General features: G+C 68.8%; 29 protein-coding genes. 15 read left to right on the top strand and 14 right to left on the bottom strand.

Translation table 11 applies throughout. The annotated features are described in order from the left end of the window. Positions 1 to 34: 34 nt before the first annotated feature. From AWX74_RS04480 to mdlC, 4 genes are all read right to left on the bottom strand, one after another. A complete protein-coding gene (locus tag AWX74_RS04480; RefSeq protein ID WP_091271763.1) occupies positions 35 to 1762 on the bottom strand; it encodes a D-alanyl-D-alanine carboxypeptidase family protein in 1728 nt (575 codons plus the stop codon). Between the two features lie 216 nt (positions 1763 to 1978). After that, the gene (locus AWX74_RS04485; RefSeq protein ID WP_091271765.1) at positions 1979 to 2905 is read right to left on the bottom strand and encodes a DUF1003 domain-containing protein; all 927 of its coding nucleotides are present in this window, start codon (positions 2903 to 2905) and stop codon (positions 1979 to 1981) included. Between the two features lie 494 nt (positions 2906 to 3399). Next, positions 3400 to 4524 carry a glycerol dehydrogenase gene (locus AWX74_RS04490; RefSeq protein WP_091271767.1) on the bottom strand — a complete coding sequence of 375 codons (1125 nt, stop codon included), beginning with the start codon at positions 4522 to 4524 and terminating at the stop codon, positions 3400 to 3402. 135 nt (positions 4525 to 4659) lie between these two features. Next, positions 4660 to 6366: a benzoylformate decarboxylase gene (gene mdlC / locus AWX74_RS04495; RefSeq protein WP_091271769.1), complete on the bottom strand. Its 1707-nt coding sequence runs from the start codon at positions 6364 to 6366 to the stop codon at positions 4660 to 4662. Between the two features lie 353 nt (positions 6367 to 6719). Here mdlC and AWX74_RS04500 point away from each other — a divergent pair, with 353 nt between their 5' ends. The 3 genes from AWX74_RS04500 (at position 6720) to AWX74_RS04510 (ending at position 8618) form a co-directional block, all read left to right on the top strand. Further along, positions 6720 to 7088, top strand: a complete 369-nt coding sequence (locus AWX74_RS04500; RefSeq protein WP_091271771.1) for a hypothetical protein — start codon at positions 6720 to 6722, stop codon at positions 7086 to 7088. Between the two features lie 196 nt (positions 7089 to 7284). Further along, positions 7285 to 7983, top strand: a complete 699-nt coding sequence (locus AWX74_RS04505) for a class I SAM-dependent methyltransferase (RefSeq protein ID WP_091271773.1) — start codon at positions 7285 to 7287, stop codon at positions 7981 to 7983. Between the two features lie 62 nt (positions 7984 to 8045). Continuing rightward, positions 8046 to 8618 (top strand): DUF302 domain-containing protein, encoded by a 573-nt coding sequence (locus AWX74_RS04510; protein WP_091271774.1) that lies wholly within the window; start codon positions 8046 to 8048, stop codon positions 8616 to 8618. Positions 8619 to 8675: 57 nt separating this feature from the next. Here AWX74_RS04510 and AWX74_RS04515 read toward each other — a convergent pair whose 3' ends face one another. From AWX74_RS04515 to AWX74_RS04525, 3 genes are all read right to left on the bottom strand, one after another. After that, positions 8676 to 9650: a methyltransferase gene (locus AWX74_RS04515; RefSeq protein WP_226931051.1), complete on the bottom strand. Its 975-nt coding sequence runs from the start codon at positions 9648 to 9650 to the stop codon at positions 8676 to 8678. Between the two features lie 410 nt (positions 9651 to 10060). Further along, entirely contained in the window at positions 10061 to 10309 is a 249-nt protein-coding gene (locus AWX74_RS41125; RefSeq protein WP_091271778.1) for a DUF5615 family PIN-like protein, read from the bottom strand. Positions 10310 to 10314: 5 nt separating this feature from the next. Then, positions 10315 to 10572, bottom strand: coding sequence for a DUF433 domain-containing protein (locus AWX74_RS04525; RefSeq protein ID WP_091271779.1), 258 nt, complete (start codon positions 10570 to 10572; stop codon positions 10315 to 10317). Between the two features lie 180 nt (positions 10573 to 10752). Between AWX74_RS04525 and AWX74_RS42790 the strand changes: the two genes are divergently transcribed. The 4 genes from AWX74_RS42790 (at position 10753) to AWX74_RS42795 (ending at position 11573) form a co-directional block, all read left to right on the top strand. Further along, positions 10753 to 10830 (top strand): hypothetical protein, encoded by a 78-nt coding sequence (locus AWX74_RS42790; protein WP_479724491.1) that lies wholly within the window; start codon positions 10753 to 10755, stop codon positions 10828 to 10830. A gap of 142 nt (positions 10831 to 10972) precedes the next feature. After that, positions 10973 to 11239: a type II toxin-antitoxin system HicB family antitoxin gene (locus tag AWX74_RS04530; RefSeq protein ID WP_242666065.1), complete on the top strand. Its 267-nt coding sequence runs from the start codon at positions 10973 to 10975 to the stop codon at positions 11237 to 11239. Between the two features lie 35 nt (positions 11240 to 11274). After that, a complete protein-coding gene (locus tag AWX74_RS04535) occupies positions 11275 to 11463 on the top strand; it encodes a type II toxin-antitoxin system HicA family toxin (RefSeq protein WP_242666066.1) in 189 nt (62 codons plus the stop codon). Positions 11464 to 11495: 32 nt separating this feature from the next. Further along, positions 11496 to 11573, top strand: coding sequence for a hypothetical protein (locus tag AWX74_RS42795; RefSeq protein ID WP_476610303.1), 78 nt, complete (start codon positions 11496 to 11498; stop codon positions 11571 to 11573). Positions 11574 to 11582: 9 nt separating this feature from the next. Here AWX74_RS42795 and AWX74_RS04540 read toward each other — a convergent pair whose 3' ends face one another. Further along, positions 11583 to 12275, bottom strand: coding sequence for an Abi family protein (locus AWX74_RS04540; RefSeq protein ID WP_091271786.1), 693 nt, complete (start codon positions 12273 to 12275; stop codon positions 11583 to 11585). A 191-nt stretch (positions 12276 to 12466) separates the two neighbouring features. Between AWX74_RS04540 and AWX74_RS42800 the strand changes: the two genes are divergently transcribed. The 4 genes from AWX74_RS42800 (at position 12467) to AWX74_RS04555 (ending at position 13952) form a co-directional block, all read left to right on the top strand. Beyond that, on the top strand, positions 12467 to 12538 hold the full coding sequence (locus AWX74_RS42800; protein WP_479724492.1) for a hypothetical protein: 72 nt from the start codon (positions 12467 to 12469) through the stop codon (positions 12536 to 12538). Between the two features lie 183 nt (positions 12539 to 12721). Beyond that, the gene (locus AWX74_RS04545) at positions 12722 to 12964 is read left to right on the top strand and encodes a type II toxin-antitoxin system HicA family toxin (RefSeq protein ID WP_091271789.1); all 243 of its coding nucleotides are present in this window, start codon (positions 12722 to 12724) and stop codon (positions 12962 to 12964) included. Next, complete coding sequence (locus AWX74_RS04550) at positions 12957 to 13526, top strand: hypothetical protein (RefSeq protein ID WP_091271791.1); 570 nt, start codon at positions 12957 to 12959, stop codon at positions 13524 to 13526. The genes AWX74_RS04545 and AWX74_RS04550 overlap by 8 nt, the downstream gene beginning before the upstream one ends. A gap of 204 nt (positions 13527 to 13730) precedes the next feature. Continuing rightward, positions 13731 to 13952, top strand: a complete 222-nt coding sequence (locus AWX74_RS04555) for a hypothetical protein (protein ID WP_131799401.1) — start codon at positions 13731 to 13733, stop codon at positions 13950 to 13952. A gap of 340 nt (positions 13953 to 14292) precedes the next feature. On the opposite strand, the gene AWX74_RS04560 is transcribed toward AWX74_RS04555, so the two are convergent. Together AWX74_RS04560 and AWX74_RS04565 are read right to left on the bottom strand one after the other, a co-directional pair. Next, positions 14293 to 15420 (bottom strand): hypothetical protein, encoded by a 1128-nt coding sequence (locus tag AWX74_RS04560; RefSeq protein ID WP_091271796.1) that lies wholly within the window; start codon positions 15418 to 15420, stop codon positions 14293 to 14295. Next, positions 15413 to 15943 carry a SigE family RNA polymerase sigma factor gene (locus AWX74_RS04565; protein WP_091272105.1) on the bottom strand — a complete coding sequence of 177 codons (531 nt, stop codon included), beginning with the start codon at positions 15941 to 15943 and terminating at the stop codon, positions 15413 to 15415. Before AWX74_RS04565 ends, AWX74_RS04560 begins: the two co-directional genes overlap by 8 nt. 668 nt (positions 15944 to 16611) lie before the next feature. Between AWX74_RS04565 and AWX74_RS04570 the strand changes: the two genes are divergently transcribed. Beyond that, a complete protein-coding gene (locus tag AWX74_RS04570) occupies positions 16612 to 17718 on the top strand; it encodes a Fic family protein (RefSeq protein ID WP_242666067.1) in 1107 nt (368 codons plus the stop codon). Positions 17719 to 17772: 54 nt separating this feature from the next. Next, the gene (locus AWX74_RS42805) at positions 17773 to 17898 is read left to right on the top strand and encodes a hypothetical protein (RefSeq protein WP_479724489.1); all 126 of its coding nucleotides are present in this window, start codon (positions 17773 to 17775) and stop codon (positions 17896 to 17898) included. A 156-nt stretch (positions 17899 to 18054) separates the two neighbouring features. Here the strand turns inward: AWX74_RS42805 and AWX74_RS04580 are convergent, their stop codons facing one another. Together AWX74_RS04580 and AWX74_RS04585 are read right to left on the bottom strand one after the other, a co-directional pair. Then, the gene (locus AWX74_RS04580; RefSeq protein WP_091271800.1) at positions 18055 to 18462 is read right to left on the bottom strand and encodes a type II toxin-antitoxin system VapC family toxin; all 408 of its coding nucleotides are present in this window, start codon (positions 18460 to 18462) and stop codon (positions 18055 to 18057) included. Further along, positions 18459 to 18719 (bottom strand): hypothetical protein, encoded by a 261-nt coding sequence (locus AWX74_RS04585; RefSeq protein WP_054570505.1) that lies wholly within the window; start codon positions 18717 to 18719, stop codon positions 18459 to 18461. Before AWX74_RS04585 ends, AWX74_RS04580 begins: the two co-directional genes overlap by 4 nt. Positions 18720 to 18873: 154 nt before the next feature. Between AWX74_RS04585 and AWX74_RS04590 the strand changes: the two genes are divergently transcribed. Then, positions 18874 to 19146: an SCO4848 family membrane protein gene (locus AWX74_RS04590; RefSeq protein ID WP_091271802.1), complete on the top strand. Its 273-nt coding sequence runs from the start codon at positions 18874 to 18876 to the stop codon at positions 19144 to 19146. Positions 19147 to 19696: 550 nt separating this feature from the next. After that, positions 19697 to 20401 carry a hypothetical protein gene (locus tag AWX74_RS04595; protein WP_131799402.1) on the top strand — a complete coding sequence of 235 codons (705 nt, stop codon included), beginning with the start codon at positions 19697 to 19699 and terminating at the stop codon, positions 20399 to 20401. Positions 20402 to 20545: 144 nt separating this feature from the next. On the opposite strand, the gene AWX74_RS04600 is transcribed toward AWX74_RS04595, so the two are convergent. Continuing rightward, positions 20546 to 21307 carry an SDR family NAD(P)-dependent oxidoreductase gene (locus tag AWX74_RS04600; RefSeq protein ID WP_091271807.1) on the bottom strand — a complete coding sequence of 254 codons (762 nt, stop codon included), beginning with the start codon at positions 21305 to 21307 and terminating at the stop codon, positions 20546 to 20548. A gap of 104 nt (positions 21308 to 21411) precedes the next feature. Continuing rightward, complete coding sequence (locus tag AWX74_RS04605) at positions 21412 to 23151, bottom strand: aldo/keto reductase (RefSeq protein WP_091271810.1); 1740 nt, start codon at positions 23149 to 23151, stop codon at positions 21412 to 21414. Positions 23152 to 23328: the final 177 nt, after the last annotated feature.

The following is a 23328-nucleotide window of genomic DNA, read 5'->3' on the forward strand; positions in this document are numbered from 1 at the left end:
GGGTCTTGCTCGGCAGCAGCGGCAGCTCCGGCCATCAGGGCGCAGGTGAGCGTGCGGTGCCGAACGGGGGAGTGTCCGTTCGGCCGCGCTCCCCGTTGCCCTCCAGCGGCGCGTCAGGGAGCAGCGACGGCAGCCCCACGAGGTGTCGGCGGCCCTCGGACCTCGGCCGGGCGTGCACGGTGCCGGGCCCGGGGTGCGGGCGCACGCCGTCCGTCCCGTTCGCGCGCCGCTCCGCTGGAGCGGGGAGACGTCCGTGCCGAAGCCGTGCGGTGTTCGCTTCGTGGCTCGTGGGCCCGTCTGGTCGAGTTGCCCGGGTCCGACCGGACGCCGGGACGACAGTGATCTCCTGGTGGTCCGGATGGTGCGCTCGGGTGCTGTGTCGATGCCCGTCTCGGTGGCGGTGATGGTGGCCGTGGCGGGCCGGTGGACGCGGGGCCCTATGGACGGCGTCGGCTCGGCGTCGGGTGCGGCCGAGGAGCGTCAGGGCTGACACGGCGACGGTGATGGCGAGTGCCACCCAGGTCGCCGTGCCGACGCCGCCCCCGGAGTCGGCCGGTGCCGCCGCCTGGCGGAATCGGTCATTCTCCTTGGAGCCGCTGTCGCCGTCGCGGCCTTCGCCGCCGGCGGCGGCGCCGGCGGCCTGTGCCGGGCCCGGCCCACCGGTCCCTGTGTCGGTGCCCGCGCCGGCCTGCGCCGCTGTCGCGGGATCCGTGCGTGCCGGCTCGGCCAGCCGGCCGAGCGGGCGGACGTTGGCCGCGTGCGCGAAGCCCCAGTCCAGCAGCGCCTTGGCGTCTGTCGCATAGGTTGGCGCGGTCCGCAGCAGGGAGACGATGAGGGTCCGCCCGTCTCGTGCCGCGGCGCCGACGAACGTCGCACCGGCCGCGATCGTGTAGCCGTTCTTGATCCCGATGGTCCCCTCGTAGGTCCCCAGCAGGGTGTTGTGGTTCGCGATCTCGAAGCGTTCATCGCCCCGACCGGGCAGCACGGCCCGTGGGATGGTGAGATACGCGCGCACGGTCGGATTGTTCAGCACCGCCCGGCCGATCACCGCGAGGTCGTGGGCGGTCGTGTGCTGCCCCGGCGCGTCGAGGCCGGTGGGATCGCCGGCCACCGTGTCGTGCGCGCCCAGGCTGGCGGCCAGCCGGTTCATCCGCTCGAGTACGGTGTCGCGCCCGCCGGCCGCCTCCACCAGCGCGACCGTCGCGTCGTTGCCGCTGGCGATGAGCATCGCGGTGGCGAGGTCGCGCACGGTGTAGCGGACTCCGGGGACGAGCCCGACCCGGGTGCCGTCGACCCGCGCCGCCTCGTCGCTGATCGTCACCACGCGGTCGGGAGGCAGGCTCGGCAGCACGGTGAGCGCGGTGAGCATCTTCATCGTGCTGGCGGGCAGGTCGGGCAGGTTCGGATTGTGGGCCGCGAGGATGGCACCGCTGGTGGCGTCCGCCACCATCCACGCCTCGGCGGTGATGCCGGCGGGCTCCGGCACGGATGTCTCGGCGGCACCTGGACTGCCGTTCCCAGGCGCCGTCGGCTCGCCGGCTGTCAACGCGGCCGCGGGGGTCGGCGGGGACACCACCCCGACCTGCGGCTCCCCGGGAATCGCCGGGGCGGTGAGCGACCAGGGCGGCGGGACCGGCGCGACTGCGGCGGTTGTGTTCACCGCCGTCTCGGCGGCCGTTGTCGCCGTCGCCGTCGCCGTCGTCGAGGCCGTCGCGGCCGGCGTGGGCGCCGCGGCGATCGCGAGCAGGAAGGACGAGGCCACACCGGTCGCTGTCAGGACCGCACGACGGATCGCCGGAGACGATCGGGCACACAGCCGGCGAGACGCGCGCGCAGGCGCAGGCGTACGGCCAGGCCGGGCGGCCTGCCGTTGGCTGGTGCGGTGCGGGACAAGCGAGTCGGGGCAAGATCGACGCGTCCGGCCGGCATGCACCTACCGAACGTTACCGTCCGATCTTCATTTGGTGAGTTTGCCGAGTCACGTGTCTCGGATCCGTGCTCGGGTTGTCCGGATGGGTACCTTTCGTCCACCCCGCGAGCTGGTTCGGCTTGGGAGGAAAAGATGGCCCGTAGTGGTACCCCCGTCCGGCGGCGTGGCCTCGGGGAGCCGAGCGGCCGGCAGGCCGGTTCCCCCATCGGGGCCGGTGCCGCCAGCAGCGTCATCGTGAGCGACGAGAGCTGTTGCCGCAGCGACATCCGGCGACGCCGCGCCCGCTGTCGGCGAGGCGGCGGTTGACGTGCCGAACACGGATGATGTTGCCGGGTTCGTCCGCGCCGTCCGAGACGCCGATCCGTTCGGGGTGGCCAGGAGGGTTGGGGTGGCCAGGGCGGGCTGTGGCGCAGGTGCCGCGAGCGGTGCGGGTGATGCCGGCACGAGTGAAGCGCGAAGCAGTGTCTCGATGTCACCGCGCAGTGACTCGAGCTGGTTCGACAGTTCGCCGCGCAGGTACTGCCTGGTCGCCGTGTCGCTCTGCGCGAGTCGCAGGGCCGCGACCTCGCGGGCCAGGAACTCGGTGTCCTCCCGCATCCGGATGGCCGCGGCCCGGTCCTCGGTGAGTGCCGCGCGGTCGCGGTCGTCCTGCCTGTTCTGCGCCAGCAGGATCAGCGGCGCGGCGTACGCGGCCTGGGTCGAGAAGGCCAGGTTCAGCAGGATGAACGGGTAAGGGTCCCACCGCAGGAGCGGCAGGGCCACGTTCAGCGAGATCCAGACGATCACCACACAGGTCTGGATCGCCAGGTAGCGCCCGGTGCCCAGGAAACGGGCGATGGTCTCGGCGCCGCGGCTGAGAGATTCACGGTCCACCCGGCCCGAGATCAGCGGGGATCGGCCGTCGACCGGCAGGTCAAGCCGGTCGGCGCCGGATCCGCGGCGGATCGCGAGGCGGGCAGTGGTGTTGACGCTCATGGGAGAGTCCCCTCCGCGCTCGGACCGCCACAGGGGAATCAGGCCCGAGACGCACTCCAGAGCAGGCCGCGAGGGGAAGAACCCACGGCGGCCCGGACCGACACGTCGCTGAGGGACCGCACCTGCCGGAGAAGAACCCGGGAGATCACCAGCACCCGGGTGTCATGGACGCGGGTCGGAGCCACTGGTCGCGTGAACCACCTCGCGAGCGGAGGAGGTGAGGACCAGGCCGACCGCCAGGCTGATCGTCAGCCGGCGCCCACCAGCAGGAAGCGGCCGTTACTGGAGCACCCGCCAGGACTCACAGCGGCCACCTCCTCTGGTCAGCCTCAGTAGAGGATGGGAAATCTGTTGTCAAGGATAGCCGGCCCTCGCGATTGTTCTGCTATGGGGTCGCCCGTGACCTCTGTCGCCCTTCCGTCGCCTGTCGCGCGCTGGTCAGCGGCCTGGTGCGGGCGGACGTCCGAGGAAGGCTCAGGAAGGCCCGGGAACGCTCAGTGGGTGGCACGGCTGGTACGGCTGCTGAGGCTGGCACGTCCGGCGGCGTCCGCGGCCAGGATGGCGTCGACGAGCGCCGGCGGGTCGAGATCGAACGGCTCGTTGTGCGCGGTCTCGCCCTCGGCGAGCGCCCGCACGGCGATGCTTCGCAGCAGCTCGATCGGCGGATCAGCCAGCCCGACCTGCGCCAGCGTGCGGGGCAGCCCCACCTGCGCGCAGAACGCGAGGACCTCGGCCAGCTCGTCCTCCGCCCGCCCCTCCACCACCAGCTGGACCAGCAGCCCGAAAGCGACCTTCTCGCCGTGCAGGAATCGATGGGTCTCGGCCGCCACCGTCAGCCCGTTGTGCACCGAGTGGGCCACCGCGAGACCACCGGACTCGAAGCCGAGACCGGAAAGCAGCGTGTTCGCCTCGACGAGCCGCTCGACGGCCGGGGTCACCGCCCCGGCCCGGACCGCCCGGATCGCGGCCGCGGCGTCGTCGAACAGGATCCGTCGGCACAGCTCGGCCAGTGCACCGGCGCTGGCCGTCTGGGCACCGTGCAGTTGGTTGGCCCGTCGGGCCTCCCGGACGGTGCGAGCCTCATACCAGGTGGCGATCGCGTCGCCGATGCCGGCGACCAGCAGCCGGGCCGGCGCCGCGGCGATCGCGGTCGTGTCGACCAGCACCAGATCAGGATTGCGCGGATAGAACAGGTAACGCTCGAACGCTCCGTCGGGGGAGTACACGACGGACAACGCGCTGCACGGCGCGTCGCTGGATGCGGTCGTCGGGCAGTTCACCACCGGGACGTCGAGCGCCGCCGCCGCGGCCCGGGCGGTGTCGAGCACCTTGCCGCCGCCGGCACCCACGATCACCGTCGCCTCCGGATCACGCGCGGTGGAGAGCACCCGGTCGATCTCCTGGTCGCTGCACTCGCCGCCGAACAGGTGCACCGTGTACGGGATGCCCGCGCCGTCCAGGCTGGTCCGCCAGGTGTCCTCCAGCAGCCGCAGCGGTGCCGCGCTGGTGACGATCACCGCCGGCCCGGTGAGCCCGAGCCGGGCCATCTCGGGACCGAGCGCGGCGGTGGCGTCCCGCCCCTGGACGTAACGACCCGGCGACCCGAACACGGCGAGCATGGACGGACACGGTAGCCGCAGGCCGGCTACCTGTGCAGGGAAATGCCCAGGGCCCTGTGGTCTGCCAACGCCTCCGCCGTCGTCTCTTCGTCTCGTCTCCTCAGCCTCTTTACCTCCTCGTCCTCCTTTCCCGGGTCAGCGCAGGGAGGCTCGCTGCGGCCGGGTGGGCACCACGATCACGGTGGTCGTGTCCGCCTCCAGCGCGGCGGTGAGCTCCTTCTCCAGCTCGGCCCGGGTGGAGACGTCGACCGCCCGGCAGCCGAAGCCGTGCGCCAGCGACGCGATGGCCAGGCCGGGCAGGTCGAGGCCGGGCACGCCGGCCGTGCGCTCCAGCTCCGCGAAGGACTTGAGGATCGAGTACTCGTTGTTCTGCAGGACGACGAAGACGATCGGCAGCGAGTGCTGCGTCGCCGTCCACAACGCCTGCACGGAGTACTGGAAGGCCCCGTCGCCGATGATGCCGATGACCGGGCGGTGGACCCCTCGATCCCGATCGCCGAGGGCCACCCCGACGGCGGCGGGAACCGCCCAGCCGAGGCCGCCGCTGGCGTTCGCGAAGAACGAGGCGGGCTCGATCACCGGTAGCCATTCGACCTGTTCGCCGATGGTGGACGTCGATTCGTAGACGAGCGCCGCGTTTCGTGGGCGGGTGGCGTTGATGACCGCGTGCACCTCGTCCGCGCAGAGCGGGCCGCCCGTGGTCTGCGGACGATCCGGTGCGTGCCGCGGTGGCCGCCGCTGGGCCTGTTCCTGGAACCGGGTCTGCGGCGGCTGCCGGTTCTGGGGATGCCGGGTGTGGGTGTGCTGGGTGTGGGTGTGCTGGGGGTGCCGCGGAGCGCGGGCCGCTTCGGCGTCCAGCAGCTCGGTGAGAAGCTCGATGGCGAGCCGAGCGTCACCGAGAACACTGTCGCCGACCCGCGCCGCTCCGGCGACGGCCGGATCGCCGGTGATGTGCAGCAGCTCGGTCCCCGCCGGCAGGATGTCGCCGGGTACATGGGGGTAGTAACGGAAAACCGCCGCACCGACGACGACAACAAGGTCGTACCCGGTGAGCCGGTCACTGACGGACTTCTGTGACATGCCCAGCCGGCCCTGGAAAAGCGGGTGATCCTCCGGGAACGAGACGCGGTCGGGCAGGGCCGCGCCGAAGACCGGCACACCCAGGTTCTCGGCCAGTGCGATGGCGGCATGCCAGCCACCGGAACGGTCCACCTCGGGCCCGAACACCAGAACCGGGTGCCGGCTGGCCCGGATACGTCGGGCGAAACCACGCAGGCGCTCGGTTTCCGGCGCGCACACCGTGCTCACGCTGCGGACCACGGCCGGTCCCGTCATCGGGGCGTTCCAGTCATCGAGCGGAATGGACAGGAAGACCGGCCCCGCCGGGGGCTGGGTCGCGATCGCACAGGCGCGCATGAACGCCTCGGGGACATCCTGTGCACGGGCCGGCTCGTAGGACCACTTCACCCAGGGTCTGGGCAGGTTCGTCGCCTCACGATTGCTCAGGAAGGGCTCGCCGATCACCATTTCGCGGTGCTGCTGGCCGGCCGTCACGATGAGTGGGGTATGCGCGTCGAAGGCCGACACGAGGTTTCCGATGGAGTGCCCGACACCCGCCGATGAGTGCAGGTTCACCAGCGCCGGCCGCCGCGTCACCTGTGCAAACGCGTCCGCCATCGCCATGACGGACGCCTCCTGCAGGCCGAGGACGTAGGTGAAGTCGCTCGGGAAGTCCTGGAGGAAGGTCTGCTCGGTCGAGCCCGGATTACCGAAGACGGTCGTTATCCCCAGCGATCGCAGCAACTGGTAGGTCACGTCATGAACGGTCGACTCGCCACTCATCGGATAATGCGCCCCCACGAATCGGGGACGTCCCGGACAAAGCGGCAGTGGCGATGGTCGCGGTGACGTCCGGAGCTTGGAGGTGAGAATGCTCGCACGCCACAAGGACCGACGCCAACGCCGGACCGTGCCGACGCCTGTGGCGGCCCGAAGCCCAGGATTTCGCCTCACGCTCGAGCTGTTCGAACATCGGATTATCCAGGTCTGGCCGGATTTCGGTCGGCCCGCGCGGTCGGCCTCCGGTCGAATGGTCGCCATCCGGCAGTCGAGTGGCACCGGCGTGTGAATATTCCGGGGTCGGGTACACCGAGCCGCACGCGACATCATTCTGGTGTGAGCGTGGGGGGTGCGTCATGCGAGGACTTTCGAGAATCAGGGCACTGGGCCTGGTGGTCGGGGTGGGCGCGACGCTGGCCGTTGTTCCCATGGCACCGGCGAGCGCGGGAACGACAAACAATCCGCTGACGGTCACCGGCACGGTGCGGTGTCAGGTCGGTTCGGCCGAATCACTTCTGATCACCGGTGGTGGCGAGTCGCACGGTGCCTCCGTCGGCGTCGGCGGCCGGTTCTCGGTGGTTTTCGGAAACCCGCAGCTCCCCAGTATCGCGACCGCTCAGGTGCGCTGCGACATCGCCGGTAACAGAACCTACCGTTCGACGAACTTCACCATGTACCGCCCGGTTGTCGGGCAGGTTCTGAACGTGACCCTCACAGTCCTCTGATCTCCTCTGATCGGTGCGGTACCTCAAGGCAGGTGGTGTGCCCGGATTCGGGCACACCACCTGTCGTGTTCGAGGAAGGTCGCGCCCTGCCAGCCATCCACCGCCACCGCCACCAGACCGGACCGGACCGGACCGGACCGGCCGCCGGAGGAGAAATCGTTTTGGCGGGCAACCCGATCTCTGATCGGGTTGTCGCATGCGACAGCGCTACGACGACTTCGCCGACTGGTACGACGTCTACGCGACCCGGGGAATGGGCCAACCAGTCGCCCGCGCGGCAGACCGCCTGCTGACCCGGCTCCTCGGCTCCGGCCAGGGCCGCCTCTGCCTCGACCTCGGCTGCGGCGGCGGTGTGCATGTTCCCGCACTGACCGGTCTGGGCTGGCGCGTGATCGGCGTCGACATCTCCGCACGCCAGATCGCCCTCGCCCGCAGGCGGCGCATCGAGGCAGTGGTCGCCAGCGCCGACCGGCTGCCGATCGCCGACCAGTCCGTGGATGCTGTCGCCACCATCATGACGACCACGGACTTCGATGACCTGCTTCCCGTCTTCACCGAAGCCCACCGGGCGCTACGCCCCGGCGGACGTCTGGTGGTGGTCGCCGCGCACCCGTGCTTCGGCGGCGTTTTCGTCGAACGTGACAGCCAGGGCTCCTGCGTCGTCCATGCGGGTTACCGCGTCCATCAGCGGGTCGAGGAGCATCCCCTGCTCGGGGACGGGATCCGCGCCCGGGTCGGGGTGGTCAACGTCCCTCTGCCTGTGCTGCTGAACGCGCTGACCGGCGCCGGGCTCGTCCTGCGGGAGACCGCCGAGGACGACGGTGACCACGCGGTCCCGGACCTGCTCGCGCTCGCCGCCACCCGGGCGGGTTGCGATCGCCCGGGCATCCGCTGACGATGGACCACCCAGTTGTCCAGGTGCGGTCGGGGGGATTCGTGAGTGCACAGGAAATGACAATGGTCGCAGCCGGCGTGACAACCACCAACTATGAGGCCTGCCGGTTGACTGTTACCGTCGACGAGCCATTCGACCGTTTCCGGGAGCGTTTCGAGCGCGCTGTTCCTCGATTCGACGCCGCCCGGTTCGAGGAACTGGACCGACAAGATGCCGCCTGGGCGGACGTCTCGCGACTGACGGCGGAGAACGCCCCGCACGGCTTCATGATCTACTGGAGTCTCGAGGCCTCCGCGCTGATGCGGCTCGCGGGCGGTACCCGGCGTTGCGTCGAGTACCTGATGGGCAACCATGTGATCGCCGAGCGGATGTACCGCCATGACCCGGCGGCGCTTCTGTACGCACCGCTGCGGCTGGCGATCTACGATGGCGAGCGCGGCGAAAGCGACCAGCGCCGCGAAAGCGACCAGCGCGGCCTGTTGACCTGCCTGACCATCGACCAGCCAAGCTCGCTTTTCGCGAGCCTGGGTGATCTCGACATCACCCAGGTCGGCCTGGAACTGGACCAGAAACTGGCCGATCTTCTGGCCCACCTGCGCGTGCCCGTCCCGCCGGCCATCGCCGGCGTCCGATGACCGATCGTCGGGCTGAAGAAAGCTCAGACCGGCCAGCCACTCACTCAATGTTCTGATCTACACGGCGGGGGTGATTCCGAACTCCAGTGCTGTCCGTCCGTCCGCCACCGGTTCGGCGTGGCGGAGTACAAGGTCGCAGTCCGCGGCCAGCCTGGTTATCTCGCCGACCGTTCTTTCCCGGCCGCTGAAACACATCAGCATGAACAGGTCGAACGCGGTGCCGGCTCCCCGCCCCAGCACCGGCTCGATGACCACGACGGTGCCGTCCGGCGCGGCGGCCCGACGGCACCCGGCCAGAATTCCGCGGGCGTGCTCGTCATCCCAGTCATGCAGGATGTCGGACAGGAGGTAGACGTCCGCGCCGCCGGGCAGCGGGTCGAAGAAACTCCCGGCAATGGCGCTGGCTCGATTGCCGAGCCCGGCAGCCACGAACCTTGCGTTGGCAGCGGCGGCGGTCGGAGCCAGGTCCAGCACCCGTCCGCGCAGATCGGAATGGGCAGCGAGGATAGCGGTGAGAACGGTCCCGTCGCCCCCGCCCACATCCAGGATCTCGGAGAACCGGGCCCAGTCGAAGCGCCTGGCGATCTGCGGCGCCTGTGCTCGGAACCGCCAGTTCATCTGGGCGTCGAACGAACGCCGCAGCTCCGGGTGGGCGTCGAGGTCCCCCCAGAAACCGCGCCCATAGCGGTGTTGGTAGCCGGGTGCGCCGGTGGTGATCGTTTCGAGCAGTTCGACGAAGGCGAGGTCCGCCCGTCCGCCCGCGCAGTTGATGTCGAGCAGGGTCTTGTATCCCTCGGGGGCTTCCCCGGCCATCTGGTTACCGAGGCTTGTGGGCCGATAGCGGCCGGACTCGGCGTCGAGGACGAAGACCCCGATCGTGACCAGATGGTCGAGGAGCCGCCGAAGTGCCGGTGCGGAGGTCTCCGTGTCGCAGGCCAGTTGTTCCGCGGTCGCCCCCGCACTGCCCGCATGTTCGACCAGACCGAGTGTCGCGGCGACCCGTATGGACATGGGGGTCGCCAGATCGGCCATGGCGAGAATCGAAGGGCTATCCGTCGAAGCGTCCATGATCCGACCCTATCCGGAATGCTGCCGCGATCGACATCGGGCTACCGGTCTTCCAGCCGGCCACCCACAACATCTGAGATGTGGGTTCTTCGAAATCAGTGGTTCATACTGGATTCGTCGAGGTGATGGGTTTGGTCGGGCTCTTGGGAAAGGTTGGCCCAGGAATACAGCCGCCGGTCTTCATGGCGGTGACGGTGGCTGCGGCCGAGGTCCCCGTCATCGCCGCCATGGCCAGCACCGCGCCGAGTAGAACGACCGGGTAACGGCGCCCCGGTGCCCGGCCGTGACTCGCTGCCGGGCCCGGCCCGCCGGCCAGTATCCTGACATGTGGAAGATCGTATTCGCTCATTAGAACTGCCAGGTGACCTTCGCGGTCACCTTGGCTGGTTTACCCTCTTCCTTCGATACCTCGACGCTGACCTGGGGCCCATTGCTCTGGGGGCATTGGTCTGGGATGCGGCGCCATTCATGACGTGCTCGTTCTGCGACTCCAGAACGACTGTGGCAGTGGTGTCGTCGGCCGCGCCCAGTTCGACGTCTCGAACATGGAGAACGTCGTGCCCAGCCTCGCGCAGGCCGGTCGCGAGAGTGCTCGACAGGTTGTTGTCGAGCAGGAAGCGCACGTCGGTCAGGCTGGGATGATCAGCGGAAGCTGCTGCTCGCGGACAGCCTCGGCTGCGAATCGGAGGGCTTCGCGGACGTCGTCCACATCGAGGTCTGGCAGCTCAGCGATGACCTCGGTGGCGGACATGCCATCCGCGACCATGCCGACGACTGTTGCTACCGGGATGCGCAACCCACGGATGCAGGGAACCCCGCCCATCTGCGCCGGGTTCACCGTGATGCGGGTGAAGTGCACGGGCCACCCCCTCTCGGGCTTCAGCATACGGTGATCATGCCTGTTCCGGGCTGGAGCGCTGGGACGGACCATGATGTCCCACCGGCAGGTGTCTGCTGACCAGGGCTACAGCGGCCTGGACGTCAGCACCGTCCGGCGTGTCCGGCCTCACGCACCGTGACAGTGTTCGGTTGGTCCGTCCGCTCGTCCGGGTGCGCGGCTGGGTGGGTGACTCTGTCGAAGCGTGCGTCCTGGTTTCTGATCGCGGTGGGTATGTGGACGTGGGCGATCTGGCCGAATTTGTAGAACATTCACTTATGACTTATGACCAGGTACTCCCGCTGGGTCGGGGCTGGTCTTGTGTCTCTCGCGTGTACTCGAGCTGTTAGAGATCGTTTCTGCTCGTATGGTCGACAGAGGTCTGGTCGATCATGTCGAGGAGGTGGCGGTGAGCGCTTCGCCAGGAGTGGCAGGGACGGCTAGGCTGATCTCCATGGAGCGAGCGGCGCGGCTGACGGCTGTCGTCACGCACGAGGGTGACTGGTACGTGGCGCGGGCTCTGGAGGTCGAGGTGACCAGCCAGGGAGTCAGCGTCGAGGAATCGCTGGCGAATCTCCGCGAGGCACTGGAGCTGTACTTCGAGGACCAGCCGTTCCCCGCCATCGCCGCGGATGGTCCCATCGTCGCTCCGCTGGACATTCGCCTGTCGGCGTGACACCCGCGCTGCCTCGGGTTTCCGGGGCGAAGGTGGTGAAGGCTCTGGGGCGTGCCGGCTTCGAGGAGGTCGCCACGCGTGGCTCGCACTGCAAGCTGCGGCACAAGGAGAACGCCCGGGTCGTGATCGTCCCGCTGCACCGGGAGCTGGCGGCAGGAACTCTCGCCTCTGTTCTGCGCCAGGCGGGCATCGAGGCGGAGGAGCTTAGGATGTTGCTCACCTGAGCTGCGCGTGGTTCCGGGTGCAAGCTGGACGGGTGACTCTGTCGAAGCGTGCGTCCTGGTTCCTGATCGCGGTGGGTGTGTGGACGTGGGCCATCTGGCCGAACTTGTAGAACATTCACTTATGACCTAGTTGCTGCGGGCAGCTGCGTCGGTCGTGACAGCAGGAGAGCGGGCACTCGGCTTCGACTGCGGATCCATTCTTCGACGTCTCCATCGAGGTGCCCGGCGACATGTAGCAGATCATGGTGGAGTGTCGCGAGCGGTCGGTTGTGGATCGGTTCGTGGTGTGCGACGCGGTTGCGGAGCCGGACGAGGCTGTCGACGGGGTTGTGGATCCGGGTCCGTTGCGCCGGGCGAAGGTTCGGAAACGCGCGGCGGAATGCGTGAGTCCACAGGGTTGTCTCGTATCGCCTGGTCAGAAGGTAGCGCCAGAATCCGAACGTCAGCTCGGCGATCATCCGGCCAGGTGTGATGACCTTGCCGTCGCGCCGCAGCCTGGCGTAGGCGTCAGCGACGTCCTGCCGTCGATGAGCTTCGAGGACGCCGGCTGGGTCGTCGTACCACTGGCCGGGCCTTCGCTGGCGCTGATGCCAGCGGGTGAGCTGGTCGTGCAGGGCGTTGCGCAGGACGATCTCGAAGAGTCCGAGGACCTCGTGGAACGCGGCGCTGATGCTGCTGTTCCACTCGTACAGGGCCACTGCCTGTTCAAGGTCGTGATTGCAGGCCCGTTCGTACGGATCGAGGCGCTCGGCGCTCAGCCTGCGCCGGAGTTGGACCGCGAGGGCGTGCGACGGCGTCAGGTCGTTCGACATCGAGCTACCGGTCTTCTACACTGGGCGACGGACACCCCGGATGGCCTCTACCGCTGAGCGGCTTCACTGCTGAAACGGCAAGCCCCCGGGGTTTTTTCTGTCCGCCCACTTTATGGCGATCAACGTGTCCGAACTCGCGCTCCCACAGGGAGACCACGGCCCGCGGCCGGTGCGAGGCTGGACGGGGGACGCTGTCGAAGCGTGCGTCCTGGTTCCTGATCGCGGTGGGTGTGTGGACGTGGGCGATCTGGCCGAATTTGTAGAACATTCACTTATGGCCTAGGTACGGAGCCGTGTCTCCTCGTGTCCTGGAGGCATTCGTCGACATGTGGACACCTACGCTGGGGCCGCATCCCTGATCAAGGTGCGGAGGCGCCGCTGAAAGCGTTCCCTCGAACTGCGGGTGACGGAAGCTGCGGTCGGCGAGACTCGACCTTCGTGTCGTCGTGACTGGAGAGTTTCCGTCGCTGAAGGCTCGGCAGCTCCTGCGCGTACTCGGGCGGCTGGGGTATCGCGTGACCAGGCAGGACGGCTCGTCGCACCGGTGGCTGGAGGCGGACGGGCGCCCGCGGCTACGGCTGGCGTTCCACGATCGTCTGACTGTTGGTCCGGGCTTGGTTCGTCAGATACCGGTGAAGCAGGTGGGTCTGACCGTGGAGGAGGCGCTGGAGGTGATCCACGGTGACTAGGGCGATCACGGTGATCGTGCGGCGGGATGGCGAGTCCTGGTCGGCGTGGTCGCCGCAGTGCCCTGGCCTCGCGGTTGCGGAGCCGACTGCGGCGGAGCTGCGCGCGGCCCTGCCCGAGGCTTTTACCTGGTACTTCGACGGAGACCCGGACTTCGAGATCCTCGTGCATCTTGAGCAGGAACTACGCGGGGTTGTTGTTCGGATTGCTCAGGATGCCTTCGGATGGGAGCGGCAACTGGTCGCGGAGCGGTTGGGGGCTGCGCTCGGCGTCCAGGAGCAGGCGGAGCGGCTGCGTGCGGCGCCGCCGAACTCCGCGGGGGAGGTCGTCTACGTCTGCGCGCTGCCGAGCGACTCGATCTCCTGGCTGACAGCTCAGTTGGACGACGTTGCCGATCCGGTCGTGGTTGCCCTGCCTGCGGAGGAGTCGACGCTGTGGACTCTGCAGTTTGGTGGCGGACGTCGGACTGGTGTCGGGACGGCCGATGTGGGCTATTCGTCGGATACAACACTCGGCGAGGTCATGATGACGTTCACAGGGCCTGGGCTGAGGCTCAGCGCGTAGGAGTCTCTGCGATCCGGCGTCGGGGTCTGGCTGTGCATGCCGTGCTCGACCTCACGTGGTGCGACTTTCCTTGATCGGCCAGGTCCTCTGTTCGGGTGCGAAGCTGGACCTTCCCCGGCGCCACCCGCGGCGGGCGGGTAGGCGCCGGCTGGCCTCCCGGTGCCGAAGCAGGCCCGCACCGCGGCCTCGACCGAGGTACCCGCCGTGACCGTCGACGACGGCGGGCAGCACCGTCTCCCAGCCGGCGGCCGGAGCGTGCGCGACCTCGGCGGCCAGGTCAACCACCGGGCCGCGCCGGACATTGATCCCATACGTCGCCGGCTCCGCCGGGCGTCCCTGCCGGCACTGGCGCTCACAGCGCGGGCGTTGGCGGATTGGGCGCTGACGGGCCGGGCGCTCGTGGGGCCGGCGGGCACGGCGGCGTAGACCACCCGCACCTCGAAATGGTCACGCCGCGGGCCGCGGGCGTCCCGGAAGTACTCACCCTCGCGTGACTGCCGGCGGAACCCGGCGGGAACCCAGCCGACGTCCACCCCCCGGACCTGGTCCCGGATCTCACCGACGGCGCCGAGCCGGCTCGGCGCGTCATGGGTGGTGCGCTGCTTCGCCGGTACGACGGCGCTGGTGGCAAGGACGGTGCTGAAAGCGAGGACGGCCGCCAGCATCACTGCCGCGACGACTACGGGTAACCTCCGGAGCCGCCAGGCATCGGGGACGGCTGTGGTGTCCTTGGGTCCGCCGGAGGGACGGCCCCGATGTCTCCTGGTCACGAGATGGTGATCGGTGGGCAGATCAGCGCCCACGTCATGTGAGTGCAGTAGTCCTGTTTCCGGACCTTCCACCCGTCGGCGGTTCGGATCATGCGGACGGAGGCGGCCCATGCGACTTCGCTCATCGCGCGGCCCTGCCGTTCCTGGGCGTTGATCAGAAGAATGATCATTGCCTCGGTCTCGCTCAGGAAGGTGACCGGCCCGGTCGACGTCACCCGGATGCTCTCCACCGGCTTCCGATCGGTCCGTACCGCCTCGTCCATGGCCGCGCGCAGGCCGTCGCCGCCCTGCACCCGGTCGAGGGCGGCCCAGGGGGTCGTTCCGGAGCCGGGAGTGAAGGCATCGCGTGCCGCCTGCTCGACCTGGAGCGACTGTCCCGGGTCCCGGGGACCGTGCGGCGCCGGCCCGACGACGAGACTCTCGGCGATCTTCCGTATGTCGGTCTCCGACGGCCCCCGCACGGTGAGCACCACCGCCGGCGCTGGGCTCCAGGTCAGCCAGTAGATCAGGTTCTCCGAGCCGTCGCCCATCGTGTACGCATAGGCCCGGTGGCCACCCACACCCGATGTCAGTCTCGGTCTCCCCAGGACGGGGTGCACGGCCGCTTCGTTCATCTGCCGCATCCTGGCCTCAAGATCTATTTTGGGGTCGCGGCTGACCGTCACTGTGTAGTTCGGGCTGTCCGGTGTGTACCGGACGGTGTGGGGAGAGAACCTCGCGGTCGTCGGAAGGCTGCTGTAGTCGGTGGCAATCTGAGACGAGCTGAGGTCCGAGTCCAGTCCCCCCAAGAGGTTCTCGGGCTGGCGCGAGCGCACGCCGTAGCCGTCGGGGAGCCAGCGGACGTCCACCCCGTAGACCGAGTCGAGCGGGGAACTCAGGACGCTGGTGTCGGCGGGGTATATCGCCGACTCCTTCTCAGGGAGGACCTGTGGGACGACCACCGCGCCGACGGCCGCGACGGTCAGTGCCACGGCGGCGGCGAGCGCCTTGCGCCGTCGGTGGCGGCGTCCGCGTTCGATCACGTGTTGCGCCAGGTCGGATGGCTGCTGGATGGTCCGGGCGACCGAGGCCATCCTCGCGCGCAGGTGCAGCTCGAACCCGGGGTCCGCGTCTGTGTCAGTCATGGGCGCTGCTCCTCTCCACGGGGGTGTTCTCGGGGCCGAGGACGGTGCGCAGCCGGGCGAGGCCGCGGGCGGCGTGGGTCTTGACGCTGCCCGGGGTGCAGCCGACGGCGGTCGCTATCTGGGTCTCGCTGAGATCGTCGAAGTAGCGCAGCACGATCACCGCGCGTTGGCGTGGCGGGAGCTGGCGCAGTGCGGTGAACAGCAGGTCGCGGTTGGACAGCGTGTCCGTACCGTCCGGGGCGCTGTCCGGGATGGGCGCCGTGGCGGTGTCGAGCGGGTCCTCGCGGAAGCGGCGCTGGCGGCGTCGGCTGGCGGCGGCGTTGACGAGGGCGCGGCGGACGTAGGCGTCGGGGTCGTCGACGCGGCGCCAGTGCCGGTAGGCGCGCAGCAGGACGTCCTGGAGCAGGTCCTCGCCCGTGTGCGGGTCGCCGGCGAGGAAGACGGCCGTGCGCAGCATCGCGGTCCCGCGGGTGGCGACGAAGAGCTCGAACGCCGCTGTTTTCGAGGCGGAGTGTTCCGCCATCTGCATCCCTCCCCACCGCCGTCCTCGACTCCCCACTGGATGTCGCCGGAACGTCGGTCACCTTCATGACGCCGGCGGGCGGGGGATCGGTGGACACGCGACGGGAGAAAACGTGAAAAATGTGTGCGGACGGCCCCGGAGGGCGATCGGGACCGTCCGCACGCGGTCAGCCGGCGGCCCCGGGCCGGTCGGTCGCCTCCGACACCATCCCCCAGCGGGAGGCCCTGCCCGTCGGCTGACCGTGCCTGTCAGCCGACCCTCCCCGCCATCGCCGCGGACGGTCCCATCGTCGCTCCACTGGACATCCGCCCGTCGGCGTGACACCCGCGCCGCCTCGGGTCTCCGGGGCAAGGGTGGTGAAGGCTCTGGGACGTGCCGGCTTCGAGGAGGTACTCCAGCCTGCTACGTCACGGTCGGTGGCAGTCAGCCGCTGTTGTGGCGACAGCCCGTGGTCGAAGCGAGGTTGAGCCCAGCGGATGTCGATCGATCGGTCGGCAGGATGGCGTTGAGGACGGGTTCTACAAGCGGACTTGGAGTCGCACGGGAAGATCTCAAGTTCTGGTCCGTAAACTTGGATTGTGGATCGGAGTCGGTTCGAGCGCAGCCCCACCGGACACCTCGTCAAGGTCTCTGGAACGGACGGGCGGACGGGTGTCGCGTACGAACACGTGGCCTTCCAGCCGGACCCACTGGCGGTCGCCGAGCCGTCACTGGCGGGAGAGACGTGGCGAAACGTAGCCCGCGCGGGGCGCGCTCTCGGTCGTCTCGATCAGGCCGGCCGACAGATTCCTGAACCGGCCTTGCTTCTGCAGCCCACCCTTCGGACGGAGGCGCAGAGCACGTCCGCGTTGGAGGGGACCTTCGCTCCGCTGGAGGACGTGCTCGCGGCCGAGGTCGCAGAGCCGACCTCGCAGAGTGAGGAGGTCCGTGAGGTCCTCAACTACGTTCGGGCAGCCGAAGCGGCATTCGCGTGGATAGGCGACGGCCGTCCACTCACGGTCGCTGCGCTCTGCCAGATTCATCGAGACCTCGTGCGTGAAACTCCTGCGGGCACCCGTGACGCGGGGAGAATCCGCTCGATCCAGGTTGCGATCGGAAGCCGCGGTGGAGCGATCGATACCGCTCGTTTCGTCCCACTACCGCCCGGACTGGAGCTGGACGCCGCTGTTCGCGATCTGCTGGACTGGATCAACGTGGATTCGAAGGGCATCGATCCGGTCGTGGCTGCCGCGATGGCGCACTACCAGTTTGAAACTCTTCATCCATTCAATGATGGAAATGGCAGAATTGGGCGGCTTCTCGTGGTCCTCGATCTTTGCTGGAAAGGGGTTCTCGCGGAGCCGCTGCTGGCTGTGTCGCCCTGGTTCGAGGCGCGTCGGGAAGAGTACCAGGACCGTTTGAGGGAAGTTAGTGCAGTAGGCGACTGGGACGGCTGGATTTCCTTCTTTTCCGAAGGTCTGGCCGAGTCCTGTGAGCGAACTATTCGGACGGTCGACGATCTTCTTGCTCTCCAGGTCGAATACGTGCGACGCCTCAAGGTGGCGGGCCTGGCCGGTGGACTGGTTCGCGATATCATCGACCGACTGATCGGGAGTCCATTCGTCACGGTGCGTTCGATCAGTGAAGATACCGGCAGGACTCTGCAGGCAGCCAGTAATGCCGTCGCCAGGCTTGTGGATCTGGAAATCCTACGGGAACGTACCGGGCGAAGCTACGGTCGTGTCTTTGAGGCGGTGGAGGTCACATCTGTGCTTCGGGGCCGGTCGGGTCGCTGAGGGTCCGTCGGTTGGGCGGTGGCTCCGCGGACGTGTTCGGTCTCACCGGCCAGCATGATTGATGATCATGTTGGCCGTCGGGGTGGCTGTGAAGCTGTACAGGTGACTCTGTCGAAGCGTGCGACGTGGTTCCTGATCGCGGTGGGTGTGTGGACGTGGGTGATCTGGCCGAATTTGTAGAACATTCACTTATGACCTAGGTACTTGGGTCTGGGCCACGCTGGTGATCGGCCAGTGGCTGCGGGGGCCAGATGGTGGGTATCCAGCGAAGGAGGGGCTCGCTGGACGCACGTGCCCGTCACACGCTGGAAGCCTGCCGCCTCCATCGAGGATCGGCTAGGGCAGCAGCGTGAGCGTTCGATTGGCTTTGACGACAGTGAAGTGCCGGCGGTCGACGGTGGCGACCTCGTCAACCCCGAGTCTCTCCGCGCAGGCGATCACCGATGCGTCCACGGTGCCCAGGGGCAGGTTGCGGTACTGGTTGGCCAGGTCGGCGATCCGCAGCCAGTCGGTTGGGTGGACGGCCTCGACATCGAACGCCCCGGAGGCCAGGTCCGCGAGGAAACGCAGCTCGGCCTGTGTGCCAAGCCGGGTACCGAGCAGGTAGACCACCTCGGTGATCACGAGGGTGGGGACGATCAGCGGTCCGGGGTGGGTTTCCAGCAGGTCCGCGCAGGCGTCGTGATGTTGGTCGTCGGCGTCGACGTACGCGTAGAGCGGGCCGGCGTCGACTACGAGGGCTATGACGCCACCTCGTTGGCGAGGATCTCCTCCATGCGTTCGGAGATGTCCTGCCGGCCGCTGCGGCCTGCGCCGCGGGCGCCGAGTACGCGCCGTCCGTTGGTCGTCTCGCCCCGTTCGAGGAGTTCAGCGAGACCTGCCGGCACGATGGCGGCCAGCCGCTGGCCCTTATCTGTCAGGTAGACGACCTGACCGGACGCGGCAGCCTCTCGGACGACCTCGGCAAGCTGGTCGTCGGGGGGGAGCGGCATCTCCGTCATGGCGACATCGTAACTTTGGTTCACCCGCCTCACCCTCCATCGATCTTCTCGCCCGTCGCGACTCCGGCCGCTATCCCACTCTATGGCGATCAACGTGGCTGAAATCGCGCGCCCACAGAGAGGCCACGGCGCCCGTGGGTGCGAGGCTGGTGGAGTGACTCTGTCGAAGCGTGCGTCCTGGTTTCTGATCGTGGTGGGTGTGTGGACGTGGGCGATCTGGCCGAATTTCCTCAAGAACATCTGGAAGGATGATCGTTCCTGGGATGATGGTCCGACGGGCTTCTTCACGGTCCACCTGGTCCTGACCGCCACCTCTCTGGCCATCGGCTCCGTTGTCGGTTGGCTCGGCATCCGCGGAGCGCGTGCGGGGCGCACTGCGGTTCCCGGCGCAGCCTCGTCTGACCATATGGTCAGTTCTGGTCGCTGACGCCCTCAGGTGGACGGCGGCGCGGGACGTTTCGTGTCCTGGTCGGCCAGGTTGGCTCCGGTAGTCGTTGCAGGAGGACTGGTCCGCGAGCCTGGTCCACCGGGGCGCCGATGCCACGCCTCGGCCTCGTCCGTCCAGCGGCGGCGGGCGATGCGGGTCGTCATCGTTTCCTCGTCGAGAAAGCGCTGGCAACGGCGGTGACGCGGCCGACCGGTCATCCGGATAATGGTGAGTTCCAGTCCTGGTGGCGGCATTCGGGACTCTGGCGGGAATGCAACGAGCGCCGAAGGCGGGCGGTGCGGAGGTGTGGACTGTGGCCAGGGCGATATTCTGGCCACAGCCGCGCTCGCTGGGTCAGAGGTTGCGGCCGCCGTTGACGCCGATGATCTGGACGGTGATGTACCCGGCATCCCCGGTGCGGCGATCCTGCGGCCGAGTCGTCCGGTGCGTCTTTTAATCAGGTGATGAGGGTCTCGAAAGGCGTTATTCTCAGCCGGCGACGGCCGCACCGAAAGCCCCGGCGGTCTCGAGTTACGGGAGACGACGCTGCATGCGTAACCATGACGAGAAGATCAAGGATATGGCGGAGTCGGTGCTGCCGTCGACGAGGCGCCGTAGTGCTCGGGTGGACCGGCGTCGCGCTCACAAGCGTTGCCGCACCAGACAGCGGGACATCCTCGCCGGATTCTGTGGCCTGGCGGATCCCGACGAACACGGTGCGGATTTCTTCGATAAACGTCGCCGACAGGAGGTCAGCGACGTGGTGTGGGCTCGGCGCGGGGCGGACAAGACCGGCTCACTGATCCGCTGGGCCGGCGTGCGTATCGAGCGGGATCCGCGGCTGAGCGCCGCTCCGGTCGGCGAAAAGGTCGGGCACTTCGCGCGGCTACTTCCCGACACTCTGATCGGCCGTCACGCGGTCCAGCACATCGAATCCTCGCTGCGTAGTCGGGATCATCCCATCTATCACCGCCCCCGAGCCGCCGCACAGCTCAGGCAGGTCCAACGGAGCCGTCATGTGGAGCAGGTCGCGGCGGACCTGGGCGCTGCCCTCGCGGCCGGGCGGCACGGTCGGCTCAACGCCGCGCTGCGGGCGGGCTACCGGCGACGAATGACCGTCGGCCCGGATGGGGCTGAGCGTCTTCCCCCGCCGAACCGACTTTTCCTCGGCAGCCACGACATCGACGGCTTCGCGGTTGCCGTTGCGGATCACGCCTGGATCCGGGAGCTCGTCCACGCCTTTGCTGTGTCCTGACAAGGCGGTGTGCCAGTGCCCCCGGCATTAACGGCCCTCCCTGGAGGATGCGTTGTCCGCCGGAGGCACGCCGGACGATGACGGCCAGGGAGCGGAGCAGGATCTCGCCCCGTACCTGTCCCGGCGACGGTGGCGCCGGTCAGGTCAGGTGTTGCGGCCGCCGTTGACGCCGATGATCTGGCCGGTGATGTAGCCGGCCTCCTCGGAGACAAGGAACGCGCACGCCGCGGAGATGTCCTCCGGCCGGCCGACGCGGCGGACCGGGGTTCGGGCGGCGTGCTCGTCCACGGTCGCGCCGAAACGGCCTTTCTGCTCGCTGAGACGCAGCATCGGGGTGTCGACGAAACCCGGAGGAATGGTGTTGACGGTGATGCCGCTCGGGCCGAGTTCGAGCGCGAGGGCCTTGGTGAAGCCGATGACGCCGGCCTTGGAAGCGACGTAGTGGGCCATGTAGGGCTGGCCACCCTGCGCGCTGGAGGAGGAGATGTTGACGATCCTGCCCCAGCCGGCCTCGATCATGTCCGGGAGGGCGGACTGGCAGCAGTGGAACGTCCCGGTCAGGTTCACGGTGAGGATCGACGTCCAGGATTCCAGGGACATGTCGATGAACCGGTGGTAGCCGGTCTTTCCGGCCGAGTTCACCAGGATGGTGACGGGCCCGAGGTGTTCGCGGGTCTGCGCCAGGGCCTGGTCGACGCTCGCGCGGTCGGCGACATCGACGGCGAGAGCGTGCGCTGTGCCGCCGTCGGCCTCGATCTCGGCCACGACCTGCTTGGCGTCGCCCTCGTTGAGGTCCAGCACGGCCACCTTGGCGCCGTCCCGGGCCAGCCGCAGCGCGCATGAACGCCCGATTCCCGAGGCGCCGCCCGTCACGACGGCGACCTTGCTGTTCAGTGTCCCGGCCATGTGTGTCTTTCCTTTCCGCGTCGACTGCCCGCGAGATGAGAGAGAAGAACGCGATGAGAGAGGGATGAGTGGCAGCTGCCGGCCGTCGCCGGATTCGGCTGGGGTCACAGGCGGGCGGATGGCGCGGTGGAGCCGTCGATCGCGGTGATGACCTCGCCGGGAAGGTCGACGTCCGCTGCCGCGAGAAGCTCGTCCAGTTGGGCGACGCCGGAGACGTCGACGCTTACCGTGGCGACGGGTCTCGTCCATTGCCAGGCCAGGTCAAGCTGCCTGGTCGTGCAGCCGAGCTGGGCCGCCGCCGCCTGTAGTCGTGCGGTCAGCGCGGGGTTCGTGGGGTCGGTCTCGTTCTCGGGGCGTGGAGTGCTGATGAACCCGAGGCCCTCCTCGGCGAGAAGGGGGAAATGCTCGCGTTCCGCCGCTCGTGCCGTCGGTCCGTACGCGGAGCGCAGGGAGATGAACCGGGCCCGGCCGAGCCGGTCGCTGGCGGCGACTGCCTTCATGATCCGGTAGGCGGGGAAGTCGGCGGCGCCGACGTAGAGGATCTTGCCCGCGCGAACGAGATCATCCAGTGCTTCGATGGTCTCCTCCAGCGGGGTCGACGGGTCGTCGGCGCTCAGCTGGTAGAGATCGATGTAGTCGGTCCCGAGCCGGCGAAGGGTCGCGTCGCAGGCCGCACGGAGGTGGCGCCGGCTGTTCCGGCCGCCATGGCGGGCTTGATCCAGCGCCATACCGGTGTCGCCACCGCCACCGCCACCGCTCGTTCCGATGCCTGTTCCGGTGCTCGTTCCGGCTGCCAGCACGATCTGGGAACGCCTGCCGCGCAGCGAAGCCGCGCAGATCTCCGCGGCGTCGGCGGAAACGTCGGTGGCGTCGATGAGGTTTCCGCCGGCGTCGAGGTAGCGGGCGACCAGACCCGCCGCGGTCGCCGGATCGCAGCCGCCGCCGGCCGCCCCGAAGGCCCGGATGCCGAGGGCGAGCCGGGAGACGTCCAGGCCGCTTCGGCCGAGCCGCGAATACCGCATCGCCGCGGCCTCGCGCCTGGGCCCGGCGTGCTTGGAGGTGGTGGTCTGGCTGGAACTGGCGTCGTCGACCACGTCGTCGCCAGCGCCAGCGCCAGCGCCAGTGCCTGGGCTCGGGTGACCGGCGCCGGCGAGTGATGTGGCGGGGGAGGAGTCGGGGCGGTCCTGGTGGCCGGGGCCGCGGGTGAGGACGCCGCTGAGGAAGAGCTGCACGGCGTGCTGAAGGCGCTGGTCCTCAAGCTCGGGACTGCGGTAGATGCCGTAGGCCGCGAGCCAGGCCGGCATCGCGCCGACCATGGCGAAGAACTGCTCGGCGGCCAGTTCGACGTTGCTGACCGAGACCGCGCCGGCGCGCTCGTGCTCCCGCAGCAGATCGATGATGACCTGGATGCGCGGTGACCAGGTCGTGGCCTGGGAGCTCGCCGCGAACTCGGGAAACCGGGCCGACTCGGCGATCGCCATCCGGCTGAGGCGGACGATGTCCGGGTCGACGGACCGGGCGAGAATCGCCCGGGCGATCAGGGTCAGGCTGGCCGCGAGGTCGTCGGGCAGCGGCTCCAGGACCCGGGCGTCGCGTTCCTGGCGGGTGAGCGCCCAGGAGCTGACGGCGATGAACAGGGTCCGTTTGTCCGGGTACCGGCCGTACAGGGTGCTCTTGGTGACGCCCGCGGCTCGTGCCACCGCCTCCATGGTGGTCCGGTCGTAGCCGTGTTCGAGGAACGTGTCGACGGCGGCCCGGCGAAGCTTCTCCGTCAGCCGCGCCGCTTCCTCGGAGGTCGGTCTCCCGGCCCGGGACCGCGCACCGTCGTTCGCTCTGGGCTCCATCGAAAAAACGTACGGTCCGGTCGTCTTCTGGGTCAAGGCTCGGTCGGCCGGCGGATGGCCTGCGGGCAGCACATGTGCCTGGCCTGCAGTCTGGGCTCGGGACCGTTGACCGGAAACCCGACTCAGTCGTACGTTTTCTCGACGTTCCATCTCGTGTGTGGTCTCGGAGGTAGACGC

The sequence above is a fragment of the Parafrankia irregularis genome, assembly GCF_001536285.1.
GTDB classification, from domain to species: domain Bacteria; phylum Actinomycetota; class Actinomycetes; order Frankiales; family Frankiaceae; genus Parafrankia; species Parafrankia irregularis.